The sequence below is a fragment of the Saccharopolyspora mangrovi genome (assembly GCF_035320975.1).
GTDB lineage: Bacteria > Actinomycetota > Actinomycetes > Mycobacteriales > Pseudonocardiaceae > Saccharopolyspora > Saccharopolyspora mangrovi.
On record NZ_JAWLNX010000014.1, the window covers coordinates 1 to 18124 of the forward strand.

Here is an 18124-nt window from a genome sequence, read left to right on the forward strand (position 1 = left end):
CTACAAGATCCCGCGTTACGTGCACGTGGTCGAGGAGTTCCCGATGACGGTCACCGGCAAGGTCCGCAAGGTCGAGATGCGAGAACGAGCCCGCGAACTCCTCGACCTCTGACCCCCGAGGGTGGGGCGAGCAGCGCTGGTTATCGCCTGGTAATTCTGTGCGGGTGGCGGAGTCCCGGGTGGGGCTTCGCCCGCATCGGTCGACGGGAGCGGGATGCGAATCGGGGAGCTGGCGGAGCGGACGCGGATTCCGGCCCGGATGCTGCGGTACTACGAGGAGCAGGGGCTGATCACCCCGCGACGGCTGGACAACGGCTACCGGGACTACGACGAGTACCTGGTGGACCGCGTCCTGAAGATCCGCGGACTGCTCGACGCGGGCATCCCCACGCGGATCATCGGCGACATGCTGCCCTGCCTGAACCAGTCGCAGGACATCGTGGTGGCCAACCCGGACCCGGAGCTGCGCGAACTGCTGGAACGCGAGCGCGACCGGATGACGGAGAAGATCGAGTTCCTGACGCACAACCGCGACGCGATCTCCCGCTACATCGACGCCCTCGGACGCGCCGAGCAGGAGATGACGGTCACCTCAGATTGACCGCCGACACCGTGCGCAAGACGCTGGGCGTCTCCGACGAGTTCAAGCTCCTGTTCGGCATCGCGTTCGGGACCGCGAAACCCGATTCACCGGTGCGCGATCTCGACATCGGGCGGGTTCCGCTGCCGGAGAGCGTGGTGCTGCACGACACCCCGCTGTGGTGAGCTCAATCCCGGTGGTGGGCGAGCAGCGCGTGGGCCGAGTCGGCTCCGGTGGCGGGTTCGGTGTGGACGACCGCGGTCGTCAGGCGCGGAACCTGGTGCACCAGTTCGTGTTCGACGTCGTGGGCCAGGCGGTGGGCCCGCTCCACGGTCAGCGCGGGATCGACGGCCACGGCCAGTTCGGCGTGCAGGCTGTGGCCGATCCAGCGCATCCGCACCCGGTCGACGCCCCGGACCCCGGTGACTTCTGAGGCGGCGCGTTCGGCGAGGTCCACGGTGCGCGGGTCGACCGCGTCCAGGAGCCGGTGCAGGACCTGCTTGGCCGCGTCGCGCAGCACGAACAGGATCGCCACCGTGATCGCCAGGCCGATGATCGGATCGGCCACCGGGAAGCCCAGCGCCACACCGGCGGCACCGAGCACCACGGCCAGCGAGGTGAATCCGTCGGTGCGGGCGTGCAGCCCGTCGGCGACCAGCGCGGCTGAGCCGATCTGACGCCCGACGGAGATCCGCCAGCGCGCGACGAGCTCGTTGCCGGCGAACCCGATCAGGCCCGCGGCGGCGACCACCCACAGGTGCTGCACCGGCCTCGGCTCGATCAGCCGGAGCACCGCCTCGTACCCGGCGAACGCCGCCGAGGCGGCGATGATGAGCACCACCACGACCCCGGCGAGGTCCTCGGCCCTGCCGAGCCCGTAGGTGTAGCGCCGGGTCGCCACGCGCCGGCCCAGCAGGAACGCGATGCCCACCGGCAGCGCGGTCAGCGCGTCGGCGAAGTTGTGGATGGTGTCGCCCAGCAGCGCCACCGAGTGCGTGTGCAGCACGAGCACGAGCTGCGCGATCGCGGTGACCAGCAGCGCCGCGAACGACCACACCAGGGTGCGCAGGCCGCGCCGGCTGGTCTCCAAGGCCGTGTCGAACCGGTCGGCGCTGTCGTGGCTGTGCGGCGTCACCGCGTGCGTGACGTGGTGCCACCACCTCCGGCGAACCTCGCCGTGCCCGTGCCCGTGCCCGTGCCCGTGGCCGTGGGGGTGCTGCGCCATGAACTCGCCACCTCCGCTCGCGTGCGTCCGCTTGAAGAATGCCCTGGTCGGAGGCAACATGCAAGCATGCGCGCGCACGACAACATGGCAACAGCCAACGGCTCGCAGCAGCCGGACGACGCCCGGTTCGCGGTGGCGGCGGAGGTGCTGCGGCACCTAGCCGACCCGACCCGGCTGCACCTGCTGCGCCTGCTGACCACCGAGCAGGACGTCAGCACGCTGACCGACCAGGTGGCGGCTTCCCGCTCGTCGGTCTCCCAGCACCTGGGGCGGCTGCGCCTCGCCGGACTCGTCCAGTCCCGCCGCGAGGGGCGGCGGATGCTCTACCGGATCGCCAGCGATCACCTGGCCGCGCTGGTCTCCGAGGCCCTCGAGTTCGCCGATCACACCGTCCACGGCATCCCGCACCACACCGACGCCCCGGACTGACCGCTACCGTCGGGGCGGAGTCAACCGAGATCGAGGAGCGATCGATGCCGCACGTGAACATCAAGCACTTCCCGAAAGAGGTCACCGACGAGCAGAAGCGCGCGCTCGCGGAGTCGATCACGGCAGCCTTGATCGAGCACCTCGGCACCCGCGACGGAGCCGTGTCGGTCACGCTGGAGCCGGTGGAGAAGGAGGTCTGGAACGACACCGTCGTCGAACCCGAGATCAAGGGCCGTTCCGACCTCCTGATCAAACGTCCCGACTACCTCTGACGACGCGGCGTCGAGGCGGTCAGCGGCCCGCCGGGGCTTCGGTGAACAGCTGCGGGGCGATCTCCAGGCCCTGGGCGAAGTTCTGCTCGACCTCGGCCTTCTCCTCCGGGTTGGGGAGGTCGTTCGCGCAGTCGGTTCCGGCGCTGGCCCCGGACATCAGGTCCTCGCAGACGCCGGTCCGGTTGTCGGGCAGCCCCAGGATGTGCCCGAGCTCGTGGGTGGCGATGCGCGGGACGTGGTGGCCCTCGTTGACCGCCTCCCGGCCCATCCACACCGTGCCCGCGCCGAGCGAGTCGGTCTGGGCGCGCGGCCAGCCGTCGTCGGCGAGCACCGTGAGGTCGGCCTGCCCGTCGGTGGCCTTCTCGAACTTGACGTTGGTGACCTGGGCGTTCCACGTCGCCGTCGCCTCGTCGATGGCGGCCTGGAACTCCTGGGCGTGGCTCGCGTCGTAGGTGACGATGTGCGGTTCGGCGGCGTCACCGGAGACCGCTCCCGCCAGCGGTGCGCCCGCTACCAGCAGAAACGCCGTCGCCACACCGGCGAGCGCGGTGGTCGTCGAAAACCTGGGCATGTCGGCTCCTCACTGTCGGACGTGCTCATCGGGAGGCGATGAGCACGTCCGGAGGCTAGGCACGAACCCCGCGACGATCCGGACACTGGCGGATACCCGCCATTCCCACCCTTCTTCACAGTCCTATGTGGATTTTTCGGGCGTGCTCGCACGGCACCGGTTGACGATTTTGCCAGAATTTCCCGCGATCAGCGTCCGCCACGTCCGGTCAACTCCACTGAAGACCGCCTCAGTAGCGGCGGTCGATGACGGAGTTGTTGGCGGCGGTCCAGCGGATGAAGCCGTGCTGGAAGTTGTTCTGCCTGCCGCCCGAGACCGAGAACTCGCCGGTCGTCGGGTAGCCCAGGTACGAGCGCTCCCAGCCCAGCACCGCCCAGCGCTCCCGGATCCGGCCGTAGACCTCGTGCGACCAGGTCTGCGGTGTCCAGTAGATCGACGCGGCCTTGCTGAAGTGGTTGTACCGTCCCACCTGGTCGGGCGTGATGCTCTCGTCGGTGGTCGGGTAACCCATCGGCCCGGTTTCCCAGCCGAGCCGGCTCCACAGGTCGCGGTTCGCACCCCAGATGCCGTGCGCGCCGGTCTGCGGTGTCCAGTAGATCGACGACGCCTTGCTGAAGTGGTTGAACCGCCCGACCCGGTCGGGAGTGCCGGTCTCGTCGGTCGTGGGATAGCCGACGGGGCCGACTTCCCAGCCCAGCCGCGCCCACTGCTCGCGGATCCCGCCCCACACCGCGTGCGACCAGGTGCCGGGCGTCCAGTAGATCGACGCGCCGTTGGTGAAGTGGTTGTAGCGGCCCACTCCGTCCGGTGTGGACGTCTCGTCGGTGAGCGGAGCGCCGAAGAACGCGTGCCCGCCGAGTTCGAGGTACTTGGCGAGGTTGGCGCCGTGCACCGCGTGCACGCCGGTCTCCTTGGTCCAGTACAGCCTGCCGTTGGCGTAGGAGCGGTGGTGCACCGGCCCGTCGGTGATCTCCGGTCCGGTCGGCGCGCCCAGCAGTGCCCGCAGCCCGGGATCGGTGCTGTAGCGCTGGTCGATCACCGACAGGTACTCGGCGCGCAGCGTCTGATCGGCCGGGCCCATCGTGATGAACCGGGACCGCGCGGTCGGCCCGTCGACCCACCGCGAGAACGTCGACCCGCCGTCGGTGGCCGTCTCGGCGGCCAGCACGTCCAGCTGCGCGCCTTCGGTGACCATCGCCGAGCTCGCCCCGCCTTCGACGGGGATCTGCAGCGCCGCCGGGACGTTGCTGGTCAGCGTCAGCAGGTGCTCGCGCGGGTGGGCGACGTAGCTGGCCGAGGAGGTGACGCCCTCGGCATCGGTCGCGGTGGCGGTGAACTGCATCCGCGCGTCCGGGTGGTCGGTGAACGCGGTGTCGAAGTCGGGCCCCTGCGCGCCGCTGCCCGGGTGGTCGTGGCAGGTCGTCTCCTCCGGGCAGTGCACGACCGAACTCGTCCACGTCACCTCCAGCGGCCCGTCCTCGGCGTCTGTGGCCTCCGCCGACAGCTGGATCGGGTCCCCGACCGCGTAATCGGCCTGCGCGGGCGGTGTCAGACTCAGCGCGGGGGAGTGGTTCGACGGGGCCACGACGATGTCGAGCCGGTCGGCGGCGTTGAACGGGTCGCGCACGGTCAGCCTGGCGGTGAACCGCGGCGCACCCGGCGCGTAGGTGTGCGTCGCGCGGACTCCCGTGGCGGTGGTGCCGTCACCGAACTCCCAGTCGTAGCGCAGGTTGTCGCCGTCGAAGTCCAGCGAACCGGAGGCGTCGAAGGTGACTGTGCGGGTGGCCGGGTCGGTGGTCGTGGTGGCCTCTGCCACCGGCGGGTTGTTGGCCGACGAGTAGCTCAGGCGGCGGAGGGAGCCGCCGTAGATGTCGGCGTAGACCAGGTCGCCGTTGGGCGCGGCCTCGAACTTCACCGGCCCGCCGATGTCGGTGCTCAGCGGTGGGCTCTGCGGCGCTTGCGCCAGGTTCCCCTGGTCGTCCAGCCGCAGGCTCCACAGCTTGCGCTGGCTGAAGTCGCCGAAGAAGTACGCGCCCCGATAGGCCTCCGGGTAGCTCTCGCCCTGGTAGGTGATGCCGCCGGTGACGCTGTTGCCCTGGTCCGTGCCGCTGCCGTGGTGGTACTCCCACACCGGGGGCGTGTTGGCGACGTTGGCGCACTCGGGACGCTCGGCGTAGCCGGGAGCGGGGTGGTTCCCCTCCCAGCAGGGCCACTTGTAGTTCTGCCCCGGCCGCACGGCATCGACCTCTTCCCAGGTGCTGTAGCCGACGTCGCCGAGGATCGGCGCCCCGGTGGTGGGGTCGAGCGACAGCCGGAACGGGCTGCGGAAACCGCTGGCGTAGACGCGACTTCGCCACGAGTTCGGGGACGACGGCTGGAAGTGCGGGTTGCTCGCCACGCCGCGGCCGTCCGGCGTGATGTGCACGACCTTGCCCGCGGGCGAGTCCAGGTTGAACGCCTGGAACGCGGCGGGGTCGGTGAACCGGAAGTCGGCCAGGTCGCCGATGGACACCCACAGCGTGCCGTCGCGCGCGGCGACGATCCCGGTCATGCCGTGGACGTCGGAGAAGGTCCTGGTCTCGAAGATCACCTGCTCCTGCGCGAGCCCGGTCGGCTCCGGGCTCCCGGTGACCGTCCAGCGCGCGAGCCGCAGCAGGTAGCCGCTGGCCCCGTCCGGGACCGAGCGGGCTAGGTAGATGTGCCGGGACGTTTCGAAGTCGGGTGCTGCGGCGATGCCGACCAGCCCGAGGTCCTGCACGGTGTCCACCGGCAGGGTGGCCAGCGAGTTGACCTTGCCGCTGGTCGACACCCACGCCACCTTCCCCTTCTTGCCGGTGCTGAGCACGCTGTTGTCCGGCAGGTGCGTGAAGTCGGTGAGGTCGTTGGGCGCCTGTCCGCTGGGCTGGTCGCGCAGCACGAACCCGGGCGGCAGCGACGGCGCGGCCGAGGCCTCGGGCGGTGGTGGGGCGGCGATCAGCCCGACGGCCATCGCCAACGCGCACAGCACCGCGCATGCCTTCGAACGATCGACGTCGATCATCACCGTTACCCCAGTTCAGCCGGGAACAAAGCAACTGTGCCGCGTTCCCGACAAGAACAACCAGGGCCCTCCGACCCAGCCCGGCACGGGCTGCGAAGAATTCCGCCCGGTTCGGGGTGGCGTGGTCACCTCGCGTTACAGGAGTTCCCCGCAGTGTGACAACACGCACTCGCGCAGGCGTGTGGTGCGGCGTTGATCTGCTGGAGATCGTAGGCTGGTCAGTCTGCCGCGAGTGGGTCGTTCGGACCACCGCACAGCCGACAGGAGAAGGATGCCCGTGGGTTCACGTCCAGACCTCAGCTTCGAGACCTCGCAGTCGGCGGAACGGCGGCTGCGGTGACGCTGACAACGGCACGTGAACCGCTGCGGGAGACCTCGACCGGCGCGCTGTTCTGGTCGGACTTCGCCCCGGACCAGCGCACCCTGATCGACCTCCTCCACGCCACCGCCAAGCGCCACCCGGACGCCCCCGCGATCGACGACGGCTCGTCCGCGCTGACCTACCGCCGGCTGCTCGGCGAGGTCGGCGCCGTGCGCGAGCGGCTCGCGAAATCCGGTATCGGCGCAGGTGACAGGGTCGGCATCCGCATCCCCTCGGGGACCAACGAGCTGTACGTGTCGATCCTGGGCGTGCTGGCCGCGGGCGCGGCCTACGTGCCCGTCGACGCCGACGACCCCGACGACCGCGCCCAGCTGGTGTTCGCCGAGGCCGACGTGTGCGCGGTACTGACCGGCGGCGGAGCGGTGGAGCGGCTGCGCACACCGCAGGGCAACCCCGGCGAACCGGCCCCGGCCGACGACGCCTGGATCATCTTCACCTCCGGCTCCACCGGCAAGCCCAAGGGCGTGGCCGTCACCCACGCCTCCGCCGCGGCCTTCGTCGACGCGGAGGCGCGGTTGTTCCTCACCGACGAACCCATCGGGCCCGGCGACCGGGTGCTGGCCGGGCTGTCGGTCGCCTTCGACGCCTCCTGCGAGGAGATGTGGCTGGCGTGGCGCCACGGCGGCTGCCTGGTGCCCGCACCGCGCGCGCTGGTGCGCACCGGCGTCGACCTCGGCCCCTGGCTGGTGGCGCAGCGGATCACCGTCGTGTCCACCGTGCCGACCCTGGCCGCGCTGTGGCCGGTCGAGGCGCTGGAGGACGTGCGGCTTCTCATCCTCGGCGGCGAGGCCTGCTCGCAGGAGCTGGCCGAACGCCTGGACGTCGAAGGCCGGGAGGTGTGGAACACCTACGGACCCACCGAGGCGACCGTGGTGGCCTGCGCGGCTCAGCTCAGCGCCGACCAGGAGGTCCGCATCGGCCTGCCGCTGGCCGGCTGGGAGCTCGCGGTCGTCGACGACCGGGGCGAACCGGTCGCGATGGGCGGGACCGGCGAGCTGGTCATCGGCGGCGTCGGCCTCGCCCGGTACCTCGACGTCGACAAGGACGCCGAGAAGTTCGCGCCGCTGCCCTCGCTGGGCTGGTCGCGCGCCTACCGCAGCGGTGACGTCGTGCGCGCCGAACCGGAAGGCCTGCTGTTCGTCGGACGCGCCGACGAGCAGGTCAAGCTCGGCGGCCGCCGGATCGAGCTCGGCGAGGTGGACGCGGCGCTGGCGGCCCTGCCGCACGTGGCCGGTGCGGCCGCCGCGGTGCAGACCACGGCCGCCGGCAACCAGGTCCTGGTGGGCTACGTCGTGACCGGCAGCGACGAGTTCGTCCACGACGCCTCCGTGCGGCAGCTGCAGGAGCGGCTGCCGGCCGCGCTGGTGCCGCTGCTGGCGGTCGTCGACGACCTGCCGACCCGCACCTCCGGCAAGGTCGACCGCGCGGCGCTGCCCTGGCCGCTGCCCCACCCCGGGACCTCCTCGGACGCCGCAGAGCGTGCGCTGACCGGCACCGAGTCGTGGTTGGCGCAGGGCTGGGCGGAGATCCTCGGCGTCGAGGTCGCCGACCCGGCCGCCGACTTCTTCGCGAACGGCGGCGGCAGCCTCACCGCCGCGCAGCTCATCGCCCGCATCCGGCTGCGCCACCCGCAGGTGTCGGTCGCCGACATCTACCAGGAATCGACGCTCGGCGGACTCGCCGCGCACCTCGACGCGCTGGACGCGGCCACCGAGAACCCGCAGCACGAGGTCGTGCCGACACCGCGCCGCACCGGACTGCTGCAGCTGCTGATCATGCTGCCGATGCTCGGGCTGGTCGGGCTGCGCTGGCTGACCGCGCTCGCGGCCCTCGGCAACGTCCTGACCTGGACCGGATCTGTGGGGTTCCTGCCGACCGCGTCCTGGTGGTGGATCGCGGGGGCCTGGCTGGTGCTGTTCACCCCGGCCGGGCGCATCACGATCTCGGCCGTGGGCGCGCGGTTCCTGCTCGACGGGGTGCGCCCAGGCACCTACCCGCGCGGGGGTGGTGTCCACTTGAGACTGTGGGCCGCGCAGCAGCTCGCCGAGTTCTCCGGCGCCACAGGCGTTTCCGGCGCCTCCTGGACCGCCTACTACGCGCGGGCGCTGGGCGCGAACGTCGCCGACGACGTCGACCTGCACTCGCCGCCGCCGATCACCGGCATGCTCAAGATCGGCAAGGGCGCCGCCGTCGAACCCGAGGTGGACCTCTCCGGCTACTGGGTCGACGGCGACCGGGTGCACATCGGCAAGATCCGGATCGGTGCCGGATCCCGCGTCGGCGCGCGCAGCACGCTGCTGCCGGGCGCGCGCATCGGCAAGCGCGCCGAGATCGCCGCGGGCTCCACCGTGCACGGCTCGGTGCCCTCCGGGCAGCGCTGGTCGGGATCTCCGGCCAGCCGGGTGAGCAAGTCCGCGCAGGCCTGGCCGACCTCGCGCCCGCCCAGGTCGCGGACCTGGGTCGTGCTCTACGGCATCTCCTCGATGCTGCTCGGGATGCTGCCGGTGGCCGCAGCGGTGCCCGGTGCCGTCCTGCTCGGTCGCGCGATCGCCGGTGCACCGGACCTCGCTTCGGCGCTGGTGCGGATCCTGCCGGTGGTGCCGCTGGCGGGCGCGTCCTACTTCCTGGCCTACGCGCTGCTGGTGCTGGTCTGCGTCCGCGCGCTGAGCATCGGCTTGCGCGAGGGCTACCACCCGGTGCACGGCCGCGTCGCGTGGCAGGCGTGGACGACCGAGCGGCTGATGGACATGGCGCGCGTCGGCCTGTTCCCGCTGTACGCGAGCCTGATCACGCCGGTGTGGCTGCGGCTGCTGGGCGCCAAGGTCGGACGCGACGTGGAAGCCTCCACAGTGCTCGCGCTGCCGAAGATGACCGAGGTCGCCGACGGCGCGTTCCTCGCCGACGACACGATGGTCGCCGCCTACGAGCTCGGCGGCGGGTGGCTGCACGTGGCACCGGCGCGCATCGGCAAGCAGGCGTTCCTCGGCAACTCCGGGATGACCGCCGCCGGACGCCGCGTGCCCAAGCGTGGGCTCGTCGGCGTGCTGTCGTCGACTCCGCGCAAGGCCAAGAAGGGTTCGTCCTGGCTGGGCATGCCGCCGATGCCGCTGCGGCGGTCGGTGGACCGGGCCGACCGGAGCCGGACGTTCGCGCCGCCGCTGCGGCTCAAGCTCGCCCGCGCCTTCGTCGAGCTGTTCCGGATCGTCCCGGTCCTGCTCAGCGTCGCCCTGTCGGTGCTGGTGCTCGCCGGGCTCGCCCAGCTGCACGCCAGCGTCGGGATGCTCGGTGCGGCGTTGCTGGCGGGACCGGTGGTGCTGGGCGCCGGTCTGGCGGCCTGCCTGGTGGCGACCGCGGTGAAGTGGCTGCTCGTCGGGCGCTACCGGGCCGGTGAACGCCCGCTGTGGTGCTCGTTCGTGTGGCGCACGGAGCTGGCGGACATGTTCGTGGAGGTGCTGGCGGTGCCGTGGCTGATCGGTTCGGCCGTCGGCACCCCGCTGCTGACGATGTGGCAGCGCAGCATGGGCGCGAAGATCGGCCGCGGCGTGTGGCTGGAGACCTACTGGCTGCCCGAAGCCGACCTGGTGCGGCTCGGCGCGGGAGCGACGGTCAACCGGGGCTGCGTGGTGCAGACCCACCTGTTCCACGACCGCGTCATGCGGCTCGACGAGGTGCACCTGGACGCCGGGGCTACGCTGGGCCCGCACGGGATCGTGCTGCCCGGCGCGAGCATCGGTTCCGACACGACCATCGGACCGGGCTCGCTGGTGACCCGGGGCGACGAGGTGCCCGCCCGCACGCGCTGGCTCGGCAACCCGATCACGAACTGGCAGAAGGGACGCGATCGGTGAGTTCTGCTCCATCACCGGGTGCGGATCGATCGGCGGACCCCTACCTGCCCGAGCACGGCAACGGCGGATACCGCGTCGAGCACTACGACCTGGACCTGGACTACCAGGTGGGGCCGAACCGGCTCGACGGCCAGGCCCGCATCTCGGCGGTGGCCACCCAAGCCCTGTCGCGCTTCAGCCTCGATCTCGCCGACCTGCGCGTCCGGCGGGTCCTGGTGGACGGCAAGCTCGCCAAGCACACCCACAGCGGCGGCAAGCTGCGGATCAGGCCGCAACGGGCCATCCCGGAGGGCGCCGGGTTCCGCGTGGAGATCCGGTACTCGGGCACGCCCAAGCCGATCCGCGGCCGGTGGGGCGAGATCGGTTGGGAGGAGCTCACCGAAGGTTCCCTCGTCGCCGCCCAGCCGATCGGCGCGCCGTCGTGGTTCCCGTGCAACGACCACCCGGCCGACAAGGCCGCCTACCGGGTCTCGTTCACCGCCGCGACGCCGTTCTCGGTGCAGGTGACCGGGAACCTGGTGTCGCAGCAGCGGCGCGGCAGCACCACCACGCACGTCTTCGAACGGCCGGAACCGACCTCGACCTACCTGATGAGCGTCCAGGTCGGCCCCTACACCGACGTGCCGCTGATCGGCGGTGAGGTGCCGCAGCGGGCCGCGATCCCGGCCCGGTTGAGCGAGCGCTTCGCGTTCGACTTCGGACGCCACGGCCAGATCATGGACTGCTTGCAGGAGCTGTTCGGCCCGTACCCGTTCGGCGGGCACGTCGTGGTCGTCACCGACGACGACCTGGACGACCCGGTCGAGGCCCAGGGCATGTCGATCTTCGGCGCGAACCACGTCGACGGCCAGCGCACCCACGAACGGCTCGTCGTGCACGAGCTGGCGCACCAGTGGTTCGGCAACAGCCTCACGATCGCCGACTGGCGGCACATCTGGCTCAACGAGGGCTTCGCGACCTACGCGGAGTGGCTGTGGTCGGAGCGCTCCGGGGGCCCGACCGCCCAGCAGCACGCCGCGGACTGGCACGCCCAGATCGCCGGCGACCTGGCCATCGCCGATCCGGGCGTGGACAGGATGTTCGACCCCCAGGTCTACAAGCGCGGCGCGATCACCCTGCACGCGCTCCGCCACGAGCTCGGCGACCAGCCCTTCTTCGCGCTCCTGCGCCGCTGGGCCACCGACCACCGCCACGGCACGGTGTCCACACCGGACTTCACCGCCCTGGCCGCGGAGTTCGGCACCCCCGACGGCTTCTTCACCAGGTGGCTCGACGAGGAGGAACTCCCGCCGCTGCCAAGCTGATCCGCGGTCAGCGGGGTTGCAGGGTGTGGGGGAGGACGAGTTCTCCGGTGGTGCGGCCGTGGCGGTCGAGGATCCAACCCATGCGCTTGCGGGTCCGCAGCGTCAGCACCGACTCGGACAGGCGCAGCCAGGGCAGCTTCTCGTTCACCGAGCGCTCGATGCGCATGAGGTCGCCGGAGGATCGGGCCCACAGCAGGAACATCAGGTTCGACTGGCCGGCCGTGGACACCAGCAGCCGCAGCTCGGGCAGCGTCGACAGCGAGCGGACCGTGTGGTCCAGCTCGGTCATCGGGACCTGCGCGAACCACGTGCACACGATCGGCCAGCGGCTCCGCAGGCCTGCGACCTCGCAGCGGAACGCCAGCGCGTCGGTGGCCAGCAGGCGGGCGACCTGCCTGCGCACCGTCGCCGGATCGCGGCCCAGCGCCCGGGCGATCTCGGCCGCGTTCTGCCTGCCGTCCTGCGCCAGCCGCTGCACCACCGGCCAGTACGAATCCGGGATCCGCCCCGGCGCGGGAGTTTCGGCGTGCCGGGCCGCGTCGCGCACCGCGAGCTGCTGCTCGCGGTCGAGGGCGTCCAGGCGCCAGTCCGCGCCCTGCCGGTGCACCTTGGTGGCCACGTGCGTGTTCACCGCCCGCACGCCCGGGGTGGTGGGCAGCTCGTCGAGGGTGAACGCGGCCAGCGAGTCGTAGTCCGGGACGATCACCGTCAGGACCAGGTCGCGACCTCCGGCGGTCTCCTCGACCGAGGCCGCTCGGGGATCGCGCGAGATGCGCTCGATGGCCTCCGCCCGGTGGGCCGGGTCCACCCGCAGGTCCACGAACGCCACCACGTCGTGCGACTGCTCGCCGGAATGCACCGTCACCCACGCCAGGCCCGCCGCGCGCAGCCGCTGCCAGCGCGCGGCCAGCGCCGTCGGCGAGGAGTCCAGCACGCGCGCGGCCTCCGCCCAGCTCACGCGCGGCGCGATCTGCAGCGCGTGGATCAGTGCCAGATCCTCTTCTGCCAGCTCCGGTGCACGGGAATGCACGAATCACCTCTCCTGGCGGCAGTCGTTGCACGAATCCTGCGATTTAACACGTCCGACCCGGCCGACATCGCACACTGACGCGCTCTGGTGCCGTTATGAACCAGGTCACTTCCGGAGGTAGCAGTTGACTGTGCACGAGGACGCGCGGGCGATCCACGACGAGCTGATCGCGCTGCGCCACGACTTCCACCGGGACCCCGAGGTCGGGCTGCGACTGCCCCGCACCCAGGAGCGGGTGCTGGCCGCGTTGGACGACCTCCCGCTGGAGATCACCACCGGGCGGGACACCACCTCGGTGACCGGCGTGCTGCGCGGCGGCGACGGGCCGACCGTGCTGCTGCGCGCCGACATGGACGCGCTGCCGGTCCGCGAGCGCACCGGTCTCGACTTCGCCTCGCAGACCGGCGACACCATGCACGCCTGCGGCCACGACCTGCACACCACGATGCTCATCGGCGCGGCGCGGCTGCTGTGCGCGCACCGCGACCGGCTGGGCGGCGACGTGGTGCTGATGTTCCAGCCGGGGGAGGAGGGCTGCGACGGGGCGCGGATCATGGTCGACGAGGGCGTGCTGGAGGCCTCCGGTCGCCGGGTCGACGCCGCCTACGGCATGCACGTGTTCTCCTCGAACGCGCCGCAAGGCCTGTTCGTCACGCGCCCCGGCACGATGCTCTCGGCCTCCGACGAGCTGCACGTGCGCGTGCACGGCTCCGGCGGGCACGGTTCGGCGCCGCACCGCACCCAGGACCCGGTCGCCGCGATCAGCGAGATGATCACCTCGCTGCAGACGATGGTGACCCGGCAGTTCGACATGTTCGACCCGGTGGTGCTGTCGGTCGGCTCGCTGCACGCCGGGACCGCGGTCAACGTCATCCCGGAGATCGCGACCTTCGGCGCCACCGTGCGCACCTTCTCGCCGGAGTCGCGCGAGCGGATGCGGGAGCGCTCGGCCGAGGTGCTGCGCGCCGTGGCCGCCGCGCACCGCGTCGACGTCGAGGTCGAGTACCGGCCGGGCTACCCGCCGACCAGCACCGACGCCGAGGAGACGGCCTTCGCCGACAGCACCATCCGGGAGCTCTTCGGCGAGGAGCGGCACGAGACCCTGGTCAACCCGCTGTCGGGCTCGGAGGACTTCTGCCGGGTGCTCGACGAGGTGCCGGGCAGCTTCATCGGCCTCGGCGCGGTTCCCGAGGGCATCGACCCGGACTCGGCCGACTACAACCACTCGCCGACGGCTCTGTTCGACGACGCGGTGCTCGCCGACGGCGCCACCGCCTACGCCGAACTCGCCCTGGCCCGCACCCACGTGGGGGGATGATCATGACGACCTCCGTGCCACAGCCGGTGCGCCGCAAGGCGGTGCTCGCGGCCTCCATCGGCAACTTCATCGAGTGGTTCGAGTTCGGGCTCTACGGGTTCTTCGCCGCCGCGATCGCGGCGAACTTCTTCCCGGGCAGCAACAGCCTGATCGCCACCTTCGCCGCGTTCGGCGTGTCGTTCGTGCTGCGCCCGCTGGGCGCGCTGATCTTCGGCCACTACGGGGACCGGATGGGGCGGCGCACCACGCTGTCGATCTCCATCATCGGTATGTCGGTGGCCACCTTCATCATCGGCCTGCTGCCCACCTACGACGGGATCGGCTTGACCGCGCCGATCCTGCTGGTGATCGCCCGCGTGGTGCAGGGGTTCTCGGCAGGGGGCGAGTTCGGCGGCGCCACCGCCTTCATGGTCGAGTACGCGCCGCGCAACCGGCGCACCTTCTACGGCAGCTGGCAGATGTTCACCCAGTACGCGGCCACCTTCGTGGCCACCGTGATCGGCGCGCTGCTGTCGCTGGCGCTGGCGCCCGAGGCGCTCAACGAGTGGGGCTGGCGGGTCCCGTTCCTGATCACCCTGCCGCTCGGCGCGATCGGGCTGTACCTGCGGCTGAAGCTGGACGAAACCCCCGAGTTCCAGGCCGAATCCGCCGAGCACAGCGGCGCCCCGCTGCTGATCACCTTGCGGGAGCACTGGCCCAACGTGCTCAAGGTGATCGGTCTGATCATCTCCGGCACGACCTGTACCTACATGGTCCAGGCGTTCTGGCCGGCGTTCCTGGTGAAGAACCTGCACATCCCGCAGGTGGACATGTTCAGCGCGATGCTGGTGGGCATCGCCGCGCTGCTGCTGACCTGCCCGGCCTGGGCGCTGCTGGCCGATCGCATCGGACGGCGCAAGCCGTTCCTGATCGCCACCCCGCTGGCGCTGATGGTGCTGGCGGTGCCGATGTACGAGCTGATCCTCTCCGGCCGGTTCGCGCTGATCACGCTCGCGTACGTGCTGCTGGGGCTGCTGATGGCGCCCAGCCTGGCGGCGATCTCCACGGCCATCGCCGAGGCCTTCCCGACCAAGGTGCGCTACAGCGGCCTGTCGCTGGCCTACAGCGCCGCGGTGTCGATCTTCGGCGGCTCGACGCCGCTGATCCTGTCCACGCTGGTGGAATCGACCGGCAACCCGATGGCACCGGCCTACTACCTGATCGGGGTGGCCGCGATCTCGGCGGTGGCGGCGGTCCTGCTGGCCGACACCGCCCGCAAGCCCGCACCGGCGGAGGCGGTGGTCGCGGCCTGACTCGCCGAGGGCGTCCGCGCGTTTGGCGGGGCCGGGGTCTGCGGTGGACGATCGGGGCATGGCCGGTGAATTCAGACGGGACATGAACTACATCGCCACGCGGATCACCGCCGACGGGCGGGACGGCTATCCGGTGGAGCCCGGGCGCTACCGCCTGGTGGTGGCCCGGGCTTGCCCGTGGGCGAACCGCGCGGTGATCGTGCGGCGTCTGCTGGGGCTGGAGCCGGTGCTGTCGATGGGCATCGCCGGCCCCACCCACGACGAGCGCAGCTGGCGCTTCGACCTCGATCCGGGCGGCCGGGACCCGGTGCTGGGCGTCGAGCGGTTGCAGGAGGCGTTCCTGGCCCGCTTCCCCGACTACGACAAGGGCATCACGGTGCCCGCGATCGTCGACGTCCCCAGCGGGCAGCTCGTCACCAACGACTTCCCGCAGATCACCCTCGACCTGTCCACCGAGTGGCGCGAGCACCACCGGGCGGGCGCGCCCGACCTGTACCCGGAAGACCTGCGCAGCGAGATCGACGAGGTCGGCGACCTGGTGTTCCGGGTGAACAACGGCGTCTACAAGACCGGTTTCGCCCAGACCCAGGAAGCCCACGACAAGGCCTTCGGCGAGCTGTTCGAGGCGATGGACCAGCTGGCCGAGCGGTTGTCCGCGCAGCGCTACCTCGTCGGCGACACGATCACCGAGGCCGACGTGCACCTGTTCCCGACGCTGGTGCGCTTCGACGCGGTCTACCACGGCCACTTCAAGTGCAACCGCCACAAGCTCACCGAGATGCCGGTGCTGCGCGACTACACGCGAGACCTGTTCCAGACCCCGGGTTTCGGCGACACGATCCACTTCCCGCAGATCAAGGAGCACTACTACGTGGTGCACCGCAACGTGAACCCGACCGGGATCATCCCGGCGGGCCCGGAACTCACGGGCCTCCTGGAACCCCACGGCCGAGAGAAGCTCGGCGGCCGCCCCTTCGGCAACGGCACCCCACCTGGCCCACCCCCGCAGAGCGAGCAGGTCCCGAGCATCGGGTGAGGGAGGGCGTCCTGGTCAGAACCGTCCGCGCGACGTGGAGATCGAGCATGGACGGTTCTGACTGCAGACGGCCGCTAGCCCTTCAGCTCGGGGAACTGGTCGTCGCGCCACTCGGTGTCATCGCGGGGGGCGTCCTCCTCGCGGGCGCGCAGTTCGACGCGGCGGATCTTGCCGGAGATCGTCTTGGGGAGGTCGAAGAACTCCAGGCGGCGGACCCGCTGGTAGGGCGCTAGGTGCTCGCGGGCGTAGCGCAGGATCTCCAACGCCGTGGCCTTGCCGGGTTCGTGGCCCGGGGCGAGCGCGATGTAGGCCTTGGGCACCGCGAGCCGCACCGGGTCGGGCGCCGGCACCACGGCGGCTTCGGCAACAGCGGGGTGCTCGATGAGCACCGATTCCAGCTCGAACGGGCTGATCTTGTAGTCGCTGGCCTTGAAGACGTCGTCGGTGCGGCCGACGTAGGTGATGTAGCCGTCCGCGTCGATGGTCGCGACGTCGCCGGTGCGGTAGTAGCCGCCGCCCATCGCGGCGTCGTTGCGCTCGGCGTCGTCGCGGTAGCCGGTCATCAGCGGCAGCGGTTGCTGCGCGAGGTCGAGGCAGATCTCGCCCTCCCCGGTTCCCTCCACGGGCCGGTCGGTCGCCGGATCGACCAGCACGACAGGCACTCCGGGCAGCGCGCGGCCCATCGAGCCCGGGCGGATCTCCGAGCCGGGCGTGTTGGCGACCTGCGCGGTGGTCTCGGTCTGCCCGAACCCGTCGCGCAGCGCCAGCCCCCACGCGCGCTGGACCTGCTCGATGACCTCGGGGTTGAGCGGCTCGCCCGCGCCGATGACCTCGCGCAGCGACTCGGGCCGGTCGCCGAGGTCGGAGTTGATGAGCATCCGCCACACCGTCGGCGGCGCGCAGAACGTCGACACCTCCCACCGGTGCAGGCGGTCGAGCAGCATGGCCGGGTCGAACCGGCGGTAGTTGCACACCAGGACCGTCGCTTCGGCGATCCAGGGCGCGAAGAAGCACGACCACGCGTGCTTGGCCCACCCGGGCGAGGAGATGTTCAGGTGCACGTCGCCCGGCCGCAGGCCCAGGAAGTACATGGTGGTGAGGTGGCCGACGGGGTAGGAGATCTGGGTGTGCTCGACGAGCTTCGGTCGCGAGGTCGTGCCGGAGGTGAAGTAGTGCAGCAGCGGATCCCCCGGCGCGGTCCCGGGGTGGGCCACCGGCGTCGCCGGGCGCTCCGCCGCTTCGCGCAGGTCGGACCACCCGTCGGCCGGGCCGACGCTGATGCGGCCGTAGTCGCCGGGCACGTCGGCGAACTTGTCGGTGTCGGTGGCGTTGGCGATGACGTGGCGGGCTCCGCTGCGGGCGATCCGGTCGACCAGCTCGGCCGGTCCGACGGCGGTGGTGGTCGGCACGATCACCGCGCCCAGCTTCATGATCGCCAGCATCGATTCCCACAGCTCGACCTGGTTGCCGAGCATCAGCACCACCGGCTCACCGCGCCGCACGCCCCGCTCGGACAACCAGCCGGCGAGCCGGTCGGAGGCGGCGGTCATCTCGGCGTAGCTGCGCCGCAGCTCGGAGCCGTCCTCCTCGACGATCACCAGCGCAGGGCGGTCGTTGCCGCGGGCGATCGCGTCGAACCAGTCGATCGCCCAGTTGAACCGCTCGCCCAGCTCCGGCCAGCGGAACTCGGCGACCGCGCGGGCGTGCTCACCGCGCAGCGCCAGCAGCTGGTCGCGACTTTCCCGGTAGGCGCTGGTGACGTCCATGCGGCTTCCCCTTCGACGTGACGACGGTGTC

General features: G+C 71.3%; 14 protein-coding genes. 9 read left to right on the plus strand and 5 right to left on the minus strand.

Going from position 1 to position 18124, the window contains the following annotated elements; translation table 11 throughout:
* The first annotated feature begins 214 nt into the window (after positions 1 to 214).
* Both R4I43_RS19735 and R4I43_RS19740 read left to right on the plus strand, forming a co-directional pair.
* Complete coding sequence (locus R4I43_RS19735; RefSeq protein ID WP_324267128.1) at positions 215 to 601, plus strand: MerR family transcriptional regulator; 387 nt, start codon at positions 215 to 217, stop codon at positions 599 to 601.
* A complete protein-coding gene (locus R4I43_RS19740; protein WP_324267129.1) occupies positions 598 to 765 on the plus strand; it encodes a nitroreductase family protein in 168 nt (55 codons plus the stop codon). Before R4I43_RS19735 ends, R4I43_RS19740 begins: the two co-directional genes overlap by 4 nt.
* A 2-nt stretch (positions 766 to 767) precedes the next feature.
* Here R4I43_RS19740 and R4I43_RS19745 read toward each other — a convergent pair whose 3' ends face one another.
* A complete protein-coding gene (locus R4I43_RS19745; protein ID WP_324267130.1) occupies positions 768 to 1805 on the minus strand; it encodes a cation diffusion facilitator family transporter in 1038 nt (345 codons plus the stop codon).
* A 66-nt stretch (positions 1806 to 1871) separates the two neighbouring features.
* Here R4I43_RS19745 and R4I43_RS19750 point away from each other — a divergent pair, with 66 nt between their 5' ends.
* Positions 1872 to 2234 carry an ArsR/SmtB family transcription factor gene (locus tag R4I43_RS19750; RefSeq protein WP_324267131.1) on the plus strand — a complete coding sequence of 121 codons (363 nt, stop codon included), beginning with the start codon at positions 1872 to 1874 and terminating at the stop codon, positions 2232 to 2234.
* A 44-nt stretch (positions 2235 to 2278) separates the two neighbouring features.
* Entirely contained in the window at positions 2279 to 2506 is a 228-nt protein-coding gene (gene pptA / locus R4I43_RS19755) for a tautomerase PptA (protein WP_324267132.1), read from the plus strand.
* A 19-nt stretch (positions 2507 to 2525) separates the two neighbouring features.
* Here pptA and R4I43_RS19760 read toward each other — a convergent pair whose 3' ends face one another.
* On the minus strand, positions 2526 to 3077 hold the full coding sequence (locus R4I43_RS19760) for a snapalysin family zinc-dependent metalloprotease (protein WP_324267133.1): 552 nt from the start codon (positions 3075 to 3077) through the stop codon (positions 2526 to 2528).
* A 229-nt stretch (positions 3078 to 3306) separates the two neighbouring features.
* Complete coding sequence (locus tag R4I43_RS19765; protein ID WP_324267134.1) at positions 3307 to 6117, minus strand: PQQ-dependent sugar dehydrogenase; 2811 nt, start codon at positions 6115 to 6117, stop codon at positions 3307 to 3309.
* A gap of 336 nt (positions 6118 to 6453) precedes the next feature.
* On the opposite strand from R4I43_RS19765, the gene R4I43_RS19770 reads away from it, so the two are divergent.
* Positions 6454 to 10347: a Pls/PosA family non-ribosomal peptide synthetase gene (locus R4I43_RS19770; RefSeq protein ID WP_324267135.1), complete on the plus strand. Its 3894-nt coding sequence runs from the start codon at positions 6454 to 6456 to the stop codon at positions 10345 to 10347.
* The gene (locus R4I43_RS19775) at positions 10344 to 11651 is read left to right on the plus strand and encodes a M1 family metallopeptidase (RefSeq protein ID WP_324267136.1); all 1308 of its coding nucleotides are present in this window, start codon (positions 10344 to 10346) and stop codon (positions 11649 to 11651) included. Before R4I43_RS19770 ends, R4I43_RS19775 begins: the two co-directional genes overlap by 4 nt.
* Before the next feature lie 7 nt (positions 11652 to 11658).
* Here R4I43_RS19775 and R4I43_RS19780 read toward each other — a convergent pair whose 3' ends face one another.
* The gene (locus R4I43_RS19780) at positions 11659 to 12681 is read right to left on the minus strand and encodes an Lrp/AsnC family transcriptional regulator (RefSeq protein WP_324267137.1); all 1023 of its coding nucleotides are present in this window, start codon (positions 12679 to 12681) and stop codon (positions 11659 to 11661) included.
* Between the two features lie 124 nt (positions 12682 to 12805).
* Between R4I43_RS19780 and R4I43_RS19785 the strand changes: the two genes are divergently transcribed.
* Genes R4I43_RS19785 through R4I43_RS19795 form a run of 3 tightly spaced genes read left to right on the plus strand, consistent with a single transcriptional unit; the run spans position 12806 to position 16327 of the window.
* Positions 12806 to 13999: a M20 metallopeptidase family protein gene (locus tag R4I43_RS19785; protein WP_324267138.1), complete on the plus strand. Its 1194-nt coding sequence runs from the start codon at positions 12806 to 12808 to the stop codon at positions 13997 to 13999.
* 2 nt (positions 14000 to 14001) lie between these two features.
* The gene (locus R4I43_RS19790; RefSeq protein ID WP_324267139.1) at positions 14002 to 15291 is read left to right on the plus strand and encodes an MFS transporter; all 1290 of its coding nucleotides are present in this window, start codon (positions 14002 to 14004) and stop codon (positions 15289 to 15291) included.
* A 58-nt stretch (positions 15292 to 15349) separates the two neighbouring features.
* Positions 15350 to 16327 carry a glutathione S-transferase family protein gene (locus R4I43_RS19795; RefSeq protein ID WP_324267140.1) on the plus strand — a complete coding sequence of 326 codons (978 nt, stop codon included), beginning with the start codon at positions 15350 to 15352 and terminating at the stop codon, positions 16325 to 16327.
* 74 nt (positions 16328 to 16401) lie between these two features.
* Here the strand turns inward: R4I43_RS19795 and R4I43_RS19800 are convergent, their stop codons facing one another.
* Complete coding sequence (locus R4I43_RS19800) at positions 16402 to 18093, minus strand: AMP-binding protein (protein WP_324267141.1); 1692 nt, start codon at positions 18091 to 18093, stop codon at positions 16402 to 16404.
* Between the last annotated feature and the right edge of the window lie 31 nt (positions 18094 to 18124).